Origin of the sequence: Pelatocladus sp. BLCC-F211 (assembly GCF_041928655.1) — a bacterium.
GTDB lineage: Bacteria > Cyanobacteriota > Cyanobacteriia > Cyanobacteriales > Nostocaceae > Pelatocladus.
In genome coordinates this window covers 1-10364 of record NZ_JBHFLM010000114.1, presented here as the reverse complement: position 1 = coordinate 10364, position 10364 = coordinate 1, and the positions used below count along the sequence as shown (strand labels likewise).

The following is a 10364-nucleotide window of genomic DNA, read 5'->3' as shown; positions in this document are numbered from 1 at the left end:
ACTGTAGGGTGTGTTAGGCGCTTTTATAATGTTTTTCGTGAAAAATTTAGCTCATAAAAGCGCCTAACGCATCGCCAATAACTGGTGTGTTAGGCTGAAGCCATAACACACCCTACTTAAGATTTACTTTATAAATAGTCTTTCAGTGTTCAATTGATAACTACTTCGGTGCTACCAGTGTTATGACTACGTGTTAGGGAATTAAACAAAACTTGTCCAATTGCTTGAATTAAATTTCCTTCTAGTTCTTGAGCCATTTTCATATTGAATCCGAAGGAATTATTTGCTTCTGCAACAATTTTTTCGGCTGTAGTATCGTCAATTGTTAATGTGTCTAATGCTTGACGATATTTGTCTTTAAAAGCTTTTTTGTCTGGAATTTGGTCAAAATTATAAAAAGACGTACCTTGATAACCCTCAAGCTTTAAGACTGACTGAGCAATTTTCTGTAACATTTGACCACCGGAAAGATCGCCCATGTAGCGGGTGTATGCGTGTCCGATTAATAACTCAGGTGCGGTTGCAGATAATTCTCGAATTCGAGCAATATAACTTTGAGCGACGGGAGATGGTTTTACACAAGTTCGCCATTCTTTCCCATAGTAAAATTCCATATCTTTCTCTAAAGCAGCTTGGCGATTTAGTTCTGGGAAATAAATATTGCCGATTATGGGATGATCTCGATGTTTTTCTATTTCTGTTTCTAGTTGACTGTAGACGTAATACAAGTTACCTAAAAATTTGGCAAAGCAGTTTCTATCTACAACCCCTTTGAGAAAACACTTCATAAATCCGACGTTTTCTGCTGCTGTATGGGATGTTTGGGTTCCGGTACGAAGCTTAATCGCTAGATTATTACTCATTGGTTTTTTCCTTCCTCTCAAAACGCAAGCTGAGATTTACCAGTTCACTGTCAACGCCAGCGTTAAAGAATTGTTATTCAGGTTGATGAAAGGATCTGCATCATGACCATCAGCTAATCACACCATCGATGCAGACCCAAGCCATGTTGATTTCTACCAAAATCATTTAACTATTTAATCGTTGAATAATCATATAGCTATTTATATTTTTTCATATTTCTCTGATTTTGGATGCAAATGAACCTTGTACACACAAATTATTCAATCACTCCAAATCCCGTTTTGTAGGGTCTGTTGTCGCGCAGCGCAACGCACCATTACAGTTCCGTCCATAACACACCCTACCAAATTTTATTTTTCGTCATTCCACCAGATGTAGAGACGTAGCATTGCTACGTCTCTACAAGCAATTTGTGGGTAAACGAGGTGTCAGACCCAGAATTCGCCAGCGATCGCTCAGATATACCACAATAGGATTCAATTAAAGATTTTTGTAAATTTTCCTACACCCCTACACCGTAAACCCTACTTTCTAGCCCCTATATTCGTTACCGTTGTTAGAAGTACCGTCTGGAGAGCAACCTTGCCTGATTCCATCCAACATGCCCAATCACGGCTAGAGTTTATTCCACAACGCTTCAACCCTGTTGTACTCCGTCTTGCCCAGTGGTTGCTGCCTATTTTGCTACGATTTCGGCTCAGACCGTGGCTACCATCTGGAATTTCCCGCATTCAAGTTAAGAATGCAGAAACTTTAGCCGAGTTATATCAACAATTCCAAGCTGGTAAAGTGCGCTTTTTGATGGCATTTCGTCATCCAGAGGTAGATGATCCACTGTGTATGTTATACCTATTGTCGCGGGCAGTACCACGGGTGGCGCGTCAACAAGGAATTTTCCTACAATACCCGATTCATTCACACTTCATTTATGAACGGGGAATGTTATTGTGGGCGGGAGACTGGCTAGGTTGGTTTTTCTCGAATTTGGGGGGAACTCCCATTCGCCGAGGTAAGCGACTGGATAAGCTAGGTATTCAAAATGCGCGAAATTTGTTTGCTAACGGAAAAATGCCGATCACAGTTGCTCCTGAAGGTGCTACCAATGGACATAGTGGCATCATTAGCCCTTTAGAACCTGGGGTGGCTCAATTTGGGTTTTGGTGTGTAGAAGATTTGCACAAAGCCAAGCGTTCACAAGAAGTTTTGATTGTGCCAATTACGATTCAGTATAGCTATGTGAAACCAGCTTGGGCAAAACTAAATTGGCTGCTGAGTAAATTAGAAGCTGACTGTGGTTTAGTAGTGCAGACTATAGAAACATCTGATGTCGCTAATCCCGAAGAGATTTACTATCAACGCCTGTTACAACTCGCGGAACATTTATTAACAGAGATGGAAGGATTTTATCAGCGCTTTTATCATCAGAATTTACCTGCAATTAATTATGATGGTGAAGCGATCGCCAATCCCAATCAAATGTTAATCGCTAGACTTCATCGCCTACAAGAAATAGCTTTGCAAGTTGCCGAACAATACTTTGGATTACAATCACAAGGAAATTTTATTGATCGTTGTCGCCGTTTAGAAGAAGCAGGTTGGAGTTATATTTACAGAGATGATGTGGAAGATATTAATACCTTATCACCCTTGCAACGGGGATTAGCAGACTGGGTAGCAGCAGAAGCAGAATTGCGAATGCGACATATGCGGTTAGTAGAGACTTTCATAGCAGTTACTGGGACTTATGTCAAGGAAGAGCCTTGTGCAGAAAGATTTGCAGAAACGGCACTACTAATATTTGATATGATTGCTCGGATCAAAAATAATACAAAACTACCAGGGCGTCCCCGTTTGGGTTGGCGACAGGCGCTAATTACAGTCGGTGAACCAATATCAGTGACTCAACGTTGGGCAAAATACCAAAGCGATCGCCACGCAGCAAGAGTTGGGGTGAGTGAGTTGACAAAAGAACTGCATCAAGCTTTAGAAAAATTAATTAAGGCATAACGTGTTGCGGCTATATCAAGTCGTATAGTTAGCGGGCTGTTTACGACTTCGGTTTGACTTCAAACTCGAACTTGGAACGGTAAAAACAAACGTCGAATTCGAGAAAAAAGTTAGTCTGACCAAGAATTAGTGGTGCGTTTGGACTCTTTACCCATGCAAACACTAATTCAGTTTGTGAATATTCTCCGATTTGAGCGATCGCAAAGAAGGGTATCGCTGGCTGATTGCTGAGATTGCCTGCTAATTGAATGATGGCTTTGCGATTGTCCCAAATACCTCCTAATTGAAGACCGAGTTCGTAAGGCAAGACATTAACTGTAGCGCCACTATCCACTAAACCAACAGTTTCAATTCTTCGATCTTCTCGCCGCAGTGATAATGGAAGTCTCGGTAGGCTATCAAACTCGTTTTGAGTTGGGCTAGTAGTTGAATACTTAAATCGCATACATTATTGCTGACTTGTATCTGACTGCTTGAGGGCTTCCATCAAAACTGCACCCGCGCCAAAGCTATTATAAGGAGTTGGCAGGTCATAGGTTTTGAAGGGTTCCAACGGTGAAATATCCTCAGTCATATCCAAATCCTCAGCGAGTATCCGAATAAGTTTAAGTTTTTCTGTTGCAGAGAGATTTCGCACGACAGGAAGCACTTCATCCAGTGTCATATCATATACCTCTTTTGGCAGATAATTTCTCGATCCTAACAAAAAACTTATCAGCAGTCGGGTGCAAGCGGGTTTTTATGCAGCGATCGCCTTATTATTCCTAAACTTCATTTTATTCATCGGCTTTAAAGGAAATTAGATCAATTACAGTTTCTATGTAAGGAGGAACAAAAAGATTAACGAACCAGTTGACAGTTTCACCTTTAACAATTCTTGAACCCGTCATTTCAATTTCTCCAGTTAAATACCACCATTCATAATCTTCGTCTGAGTCATCTATTTCGTCTATTGAATAATGAGGAAAGTCACCTCTCTCAAAAATAGGTCGGACTGTTTCGGCATGAATTATCTTATTGCAAGCCTCTCGAATTTTAAACTTTTCTTGATTTTTCTCATTCTCTTGAAAAATGCCAATGTAATCTCCTGTATCAACTCTGTCGCAGTGTCTAAGGTATTTATCTTTGCGATCACTAGATTTCATCTGATCATCAAAAACCCTAGTGTTTATTGCAATATTAATTAAAAGTCTCGTTATTTCAGCTCTATAAAATCCACAATAAAGATTAGCTAAGTTATCTTCGGAGTCATCTAAACGATGTTCAGATGCAAGAGTTTGACTAGCAAAAAAGATATTCATTAGATGAAAAGCATTTAAGCGAATAGCAGAAATATCTATCACATGTGAATGCTTTTCACTGTACCAATACGGATTATCCATACTTGAAACTTCTAATACCTGACAATCAGGTCACTAAAAATAAATTCGACGAGAAAAAAACTGCATCAAACTTTAAAAGAATTTGTCTTGTATGCTGGCTCATATCTACAAACCATATAGTCGTTTCTCATTTTACCCTTGAATCATAGGTGTATGTTGACTTGGATTAATTACAGTTTTGACTATTTACCTTCACTGATCGTCTTCCCCACGGCTTGAGAACCGAAATCGCAATGATGATAGAGAGCAAAAGAACCTGAATTACAGTTCCAATCAACACACCTTTAGCGTCAAAGCTATATATTGGACTGGCTAAGGCTTGTAACCCTTCTTGAGCCGCTAGTTTTTCAGCGGCGTTGCCCCACGGAAACAGCCAAAATGTTCCAAAAATTACCAACCCAGTTGTCAGTATCCACTTAGTCATTACCCAGTAAAACTTAGTGAATCCATAGTTGGTCATCCAGCAAAGAAATGTTGCTGTGATCACTGAACCCATTGCAGAGGGAATCACAATGTAGTCATCGAGCAGATTAATCGCTGAGTTGAGCGCGTAGAGTACCTCTGCATGAGTTGATTTTGTATTTCTCAACGAGAGAAGAAACATACTTAAGACGGTTCCTGTCCAAAGGGCTGCAAAACCAATATGCGCGGACAACAACCAGTTTTTCTGTCTGATGCTCAACTTTGGCATTTTTTTCCTATGGTGTGACACATAAAGTAAATATATTGATAATTAATATATTAAGTAATTTGCATAAGGTCAACTTCCAAAGCCTAAAATTGCTAGATCAGGTTTTGAACAATTTGATCTAGTATCTTCAAAACTGCTTCCTGGTCTGCTTCTGGAATGTTTGTGGTTGCTTTCTCAATTGTTTGTGCGCCGATTGAGGGTAGAACTTTCATGAGTCGTTTTCCTTCGTCAGTGAGCCAGATGCGGACAATGCGACGATCATCGCGATCGCGCTCTCGCTGAACAAGCTTACGATCCTCCATTCGATCAACCACCCCAGTTAACGTTGCGCCCAACTGCTTCAGCTTGTCAGCGATTCCAGTCGTTGAAAGACCGTCTTCCTCCCACAGACAACACAAAACAAGATAGTGAAACGGGGTCAATCCGTAAGGTTCTAGCCGCTCTAGGAAATCTCGATACATCAACTGAGATGCAAGTTTGAGCTTGTACCCCAAGTTGTAAGGGGCTAGAGCATATTGCCATTGCTGAAGAAAATCAGAATTTGAGGATGAACTAGGCATTTCAAGACAAGGTTGATCGCTAAGTCAAATATTTAATGTATTAACTATTCTATGCTCTGAACATAGAACGGTAGAAGCAAACGTCGAATTTAAGAAAAAAGTTAGTCTCACCAAAAAAAATTAGTGGTGCGTTTGGACTCTTTACCATGCAAGCAGTAATTCAGTTGATTAATATTGTCTGATTTACCAATTTGAGCGATCGCAAAAAAAGTCAGGAGAAATTATTTGAGTTATAGCAAGTTAATATACTGTTGTTTTGATTATTGAGGAAACAAAATCATCAGAATTTGGTCATTTAAACCTCGTCCTTTTTGAAAAGATGAGTTTTTCAAAAAGGACATTATGTAGGTTGGGTGGAACGGAGTGTAACCCAACATTAACCAGACTATAATATTGGGTTTCGCTGTCGCTACACCCAACCTACAAAACTACAGTTCTCAAAGTAGACGTGGTTTAATTACATTTATCTGCATCATCATTTTATTAAAATCTTAGGACTTACGCAAAATCATGAAAAAACTAACCACATAGACGCGTCAGCGGCTTCCCGCAGGGTAGGACACTAAGAAATAAGAGCTTGGGAGAGTTATTGCGTAATTCCTAAAGCTAAAAAAGCTCATTTCTAAGTATAAGATGAGTATGAGGTTTATTTAATTTTTTATCAATCAAATATTCACTAAATATATATAGATAAAACATATGTAAATTCCATAAAAACTTAATATTTATATATATCCTTTTTCTTAATCTGATATATCATGAACGGAACGCTGACCTCCCAAATAATTAATGATTGTTGGCAAGGTGAATATTAAAGTTCTACTTTGAATCCAAGAGCAATAACATCAATGAGTTACTACGATTTTGACAACCATTTTTGGTCTGCAAAACAAGTTTGCTGTCAATCAAAATTACAAAATAAAAAGAGAAAAATAAATCCAAATATTACGCCCAAAACTGTGTTGATTGGGGCATTTGCTTTAGTATGTGCTGCTATTTCGACTACTGCACTGATCAAGTATAAAACTGCCGTCAATAGTGATATTCGAGAAGATAATTCCGAAAGTGCATGTATCGTTTTAGGACGCGAAACATTCCGTATGTATTGTCCTCTTTCCAAGAAATGAGATTATTCTGGATCTGTGTTACCAGATTTTAGAGCTTGACATCAAATACCAGCATATTTACATTGCACTCACTGACATAATTATAGCGCCAAAGTCGCCCTTTAAGGGCGAGGCTTTAAACCCAATTTTTCGGTAACAATTTTACTAAAATTAGTCCCCTGATCCCCACACGGACGGTAATACTACTTGAAAAAGACGTGAAGACCGATCTAGCTTATTAGCCGCTTCTTTCTAAAATGACCATATAAGAACAAAAATTATATTTGCGCGTGTAGTTCGTTCCTCTAAAAGCCTATGCAACCAACTAACCCTAACCAATTTACAGAAAAAGCCTGGGAAGCGATCGCGCATACTCCTGACATCGCCAAACAAAACCACCATCAGCAAATCGAAAGTGAACACCTGATGAAAGCTTTGCTAGAACAAGAAGGACTAGCTGGGCCTGTGTTTACAAAATTGGGTGTGAATCTGCAAAAATTACGCGATCGCACTGACCAATATATCCAACGTCAACCAAGAGTATCGGGAACCATCAATTCTGTTTACCTGGGACGCAGCTTGGATTCTCTGTTAGATCGAGCTGAAGGTTATCGTAAGGAGTTTGGTGACGAATATATATCTATAGAACATTTATTACTTGCTTACGCCAAAGATGATCGCTTTGGTAAAAGTCTATTCCAAGAATTCGGATTAGACGAAAGAAAAGTAAAAGATACTATTAAGCAAATTCGGGGAAGCCAGAAAGTGACCGACCAAAATCCAGAAGGTAAATACCAAGCACTGGAAAAATATGGGCGTGACCTCACCGAAGCCGCTCGTCAAGGTAAACTTGATCCAGTAATTGGACGAGATGACGAAATTCGTCGCACAATTCAAATTCTGTCTCGCCGCACCAAGAATAATCCTGTGTTAATTGGAGAACCTGGTGTTGGTAAAACTGCAATTGTTGAAGGTTTAGCACAGCGTATCGTCGCTGGTGATGTTCCCCAATCTCTCAAAGACCGTAAGCTGATGGCTTTGGATATGGGTGCTTTGATTGCGGGTGCAAAATTCCGGGGTGAATTTGAAGAACGCCTCAAAGCAGTTTTAAAAGAAGTCACCGAATCCGGTGGTAATATAATTCTATTTATTGATGAGATTCATACTGTTGTTGGTGCGGGTGCGACCCAAGGCGCCATGGATGCTAGCAATTTGCTTAAACCCATGTTGGCACGGGGTGAATTGCGCTGTATTGGGGCGACAACTTTAGATGAATACCGTAAGTATATTGAAAAAGACGCGGCTTTAGAGCGACGCTTCCAACAAGTGTATGTCGATCAACCCACTGTTGAAGACACAATTTCAATTCTGCGGGGTTTGAAAGAACGCTATGAACTGCACCACGGGGTGAAAATCTCTGATAATTCTTTAGTAGCTGCGGCGACACTTTCGAGTCGATATATTAGCGATCGCTTCTTACCAGACAAAGCCATTGACTTAGTAGACGAAGCTGCTGCTAGGTTGAAAATGGAGATTACCTCCAAACCAGAAGAACTCGACGAGATCGATCGCAAGATTTTACAGTTAGAAATGGAGAAGCTGTCGCTGCAAAAAGAAAGCAACACCGCTTCTCGCGAACGTCTCGAAAGACTAGAAAAAGAACTAGCGGATCTTAAAGAAGAACAACGGACGTTAAATGCTCAATGGCAGTCTGAAAAGGATATTATCACCAAAATTCAATCTGTCAAAGAGGAAATAGACCGAGTTAACTTAGAAATTCAACAAGCCGAACGGGATTATGACCTCAACCGCGCTGCGGAATTAAAGTATGGTAAGTTAACTGATTTGCACCGGAAGTTAGAAGCAGCAGAATCGGAGTTAACCCAAACTCAACACACTGGAAAATCTCTGTTGCGCGAAGAAGTTACTGAAGCTGACATCGCCGAAGTAATTTCTAAGTGGACTGGTATCCCGATCAGCAAGTTGGTGGAATCTGAAAAAGAAAAACTGTTGCATTTGGAAGATGAACTGCATCATCGTGTGGTTGGACAACAAGAAGCAGTTACAGCTGTTGCAGATGCAATTCAGCGATCGCGTGCTGGTTTAGCAGATCCGAATCGTCCCATCGCTAGCTTTATTTTCCTCGGCCCTACTGGAGTGGGTAAAACGGAATTAGCAAAAGCCCTCGCAGCATATTTGTTTGACACCGAAGAGGCGCTAGTCCGCATTGACATGTCTGAGTACATGGAGAAACACGCCGTTTCGCGTTTGATTGGTGCGCCCCCCGGATATGTCGGTTACGAAGAAGGTGGACAATTAACTGAAGCAATTCGCCGTCGTCCTTATGCGGTGATTCTCTTCGACGAAATCGAAAAAGCTCACCCGGATGTGTTTAACATCTTGCTGCAAATTCTCGATGATGGACGTGTCACCGATGCTCAAGGTCATACAGTGGACTTCAAAAACACTATTATTATTATGACCAGTAACATCGGTTCGCAATTTATCCTCGATGTCGCCAGTGATGAATCTCGTTATGAGGAAATGCGGAGTCGGGTGATGGAAGCTTTGCGGAATTCCTTCCGTCCAGAATTTCTTAACCGGGTTGATGAGTTGATCATCTTCCACGGTTTGCAAAAAGAAGAATTGCGCGAAATTGTCTTGTTACAAGTCGAAAGACTCCGTCAAAGATTGAGCGATCGCAAGATGTCTCTCAAACTCTCAGATGTGGCTCTTGACTTTTTAGCCGAAGTAGGATATGATCCTGTTTTCGGTGCGCGTCCGCTCAAACGTGCGATTCAAAGAGAATTAGAGACACCAATAGCCAAAGCAATTTTGCGGGGCGAATTCAGTGATGGCGATATGATCTTTGTAGATATCGAAAATGAGCGTCTTTCCTTCAAGCACTTACCCGCAGAAATATTGACGACTTAACAGGATAAACAGTTTGTAGTAAGGACTTTAGTCCTCAAATATTTAAGCACTAAAGTGCTTACTACAAACCTATGAAAATTTGTGTAATAAACTTAACATTTTGAGATGCGGAACACAATAACCATCAGTTGTAGTTGTATAACCTTACATCTTGAAGGTTATTTTTATGATTCACCACATTTCAGTTTCCGCAAAAAATCCCCAGCATGTTGCCCAAGTTCTTGCCAAAGTCTTGAAAGGCCAACTAGCACCTTTTCCTCCTCACCCAGGTAGCTATATAGTTTTTCCCGGTGATGAATATGGTACAGCAGTTGAAGTTTATCCTTTAGGATCTGAGATTTTACCCGGTACAGCACCTAATGAACAGTGTAAGTTTGTTAACAGTGACAATCCTTCTTCGTTCACAGCTACCCACGCCGCAATTTCTGTATCCGTCACCCAAGAAGAAATTGAGCAAATCGGTATGAGTGAAGGTTGGCGTGTAGTGCGCTGTAACCGCGATTCTTTATTTGATGTCATTGAGTTCTGGGTAGAAAACAGATTAATGATAGAACTGTTAACTCCAGAAATGGCGTCTCAATATTTAGCATTCACAAAACAGCCCGAAAAACTACAAGAATTTTTCGCCACAGCTACTTAATCTCAAAAAATTTCTTACCAACCACTCGAACACTATTAACGTGAAGTACCCCAACCTACTTCGTTGAGGTTGGGGCTTCCAACATCAACTCAATTTAGGGACGGTCTTATTCGTCTTTCGGGTTTCCCGCTTCATTCGCTGATGCCTTCTCAAACCCGTGTTTGATTGTGGTCTTACTCC

At 40.5% G+C, this 10364-nt stretch carries 10 protein-coding genes; 4 read left to right on the top strand and 6 right to left on the bottom strand.

Translation table 11 applies throughout. The annotated features are described in order from the left end of the window. Positions 1 to 149: 149 nt before the first annotated feature. Positions 150 to 863 (bottom strand): heme oxygenase (biliverdin-producing), encoded by a 714-nt coding sequence (locus ACE1AT_RS14080; RefSeq protein ID WP_374869286.1) that lies wholly within the window; start codon positions 861 to 863, stop codon positions 150 to 152. A 583-nt stretch (positions 864 to 1446) separates the two neighbouring features. Between ACE1AT_RS14080 and ACE1AT_RS14075 the strand changes: the two genes are divergently transcribed. Further along, positions 1447 to 2871 carry a 1-acyl-sn-glycerol-3-phosphate acyltransferase gene (locus ACE1AT_RS14075; RefSeq protein WP_374869284.1) on the top strand — a complete coding sequence of 475 codons (1425 nt, stop codon included), beginning with the start codon at positions 1447 to 1449 and terminating at the stop codon, positions 2869 to 2871. A gap of 40 nt (positions 2872 to 2911) precedes the next feature. Here the strand turns inward: ACE1AT_RS14075 and ACE1AT_RS14070 are convergent, their stop codons facing one another. From ACE1AT_RS14070 to ACE1AT_RS14050, 5 genes are all read right to left on the bottom strand, one after another. Further along, a complete protein-coding gene (locus ACE1AT_RS14070; protein WP_374869282.1) occupies positions 2912 to 3316 on the bottom strand; it encodes a hypothetical protein in 405 nt (134 codons plus the stop codon). Positions 3317 to 3319: 3 nt separating this feature from the next. Continuing rightward, positions 3320 to 3535 (bottom strand): hypothetical protein, encoded by a 216-nt coding sequence (locus ACE1AT_RS14065; protein ID WP_374869280.1) that lies wholly within the window; start codon positions 3533 to 3535, stop codon positions 3320 to 3322. A 112-nt stretch (positions 3536 to 3647) separates the two neighbouring features. After that, positions 3648 to 4253, bottom strand: coding sequence for a hypothetical protein (locus tag ACE1AT_RS14060; RefSeq protein ID WP_374869278.1), 606 nt, complete (start codon positions 4251 to 4253; stop codon positions 3648 to 3650). 166 nt (positions 4254 to 4419) lie between these two features. Further along, positions 4420 to 4944, bottom strand: a complete 525-nt coding sequence (locus ACE1AT_RS14055) for a hypothetical protein (protein WP_374869276.1) — start codon at positions 4942 to 4944, stop codon at positions 4420 to 4422. A gap of 92 nt (positions 4945 to 5036) precedes the next feature. Further along, the gene (locus ACE1AT_RS14050; protein WP_374869274.1) at positions 5037 to 5504 is read right to left on the bottom strand and encodes a MarR family winged helix-turn-helix transcriptional regulator; all 468 of its coding nucleotides are present in this window, start codon (positions 5502 to 5504) and stop codon (positions 5037 to 5039) included. Positions 5505 to 6352: 848 nt separating this feature from the next. Between ACE1AT_RS14050 and ACE1AT_RS14045 the strand changes: the two genes are divergently transcribed. The 3 genes from ACE1AT_RS14045 to ACE1AT_RS14035 all read left to right on the top strand — a co-directional run bounded on the left by ACE1AT_RS14045 (position 6353) and on the right by ACE1AT_RS14035 (position 10184). Next, positions 6353 to 6631, top strand: a complete 279-nt coding sequence (locus ACE1AT_RS14045) for a hypothetical protein (protein ID WP_374869272.1) — start codon at positions 6353 to 6355, stop codon at positions 6629 to 6631. 294 nt (positions 6632 to 6925) lie between these two features. Continuing rightward, positions 6926 to 9544: an ATP-dependent chaperone ClpB gene (gene clpB, locus ACE1AT_RS14040; protein WP_374869271.1), complete on the top strand. Its 2619-nt coding sequence runs from the start codon at positions 6926 to 6928 to the stop codon at positions 9542 to 9544. A gap of 166 nt (positions 9545 to 9710) precedes the next feature. Beyond that, entirely contained in the window at positions 9711 to 10184 is a 474-nt protein-coding gene (locus tag ACE1AT_RS14035; protein ID WP_374869269.1) for a hypothetical protein, read from the top strand. The last annotated feature ends 180 nt before the right edge of the window (positions 10185 to 10364 follow it).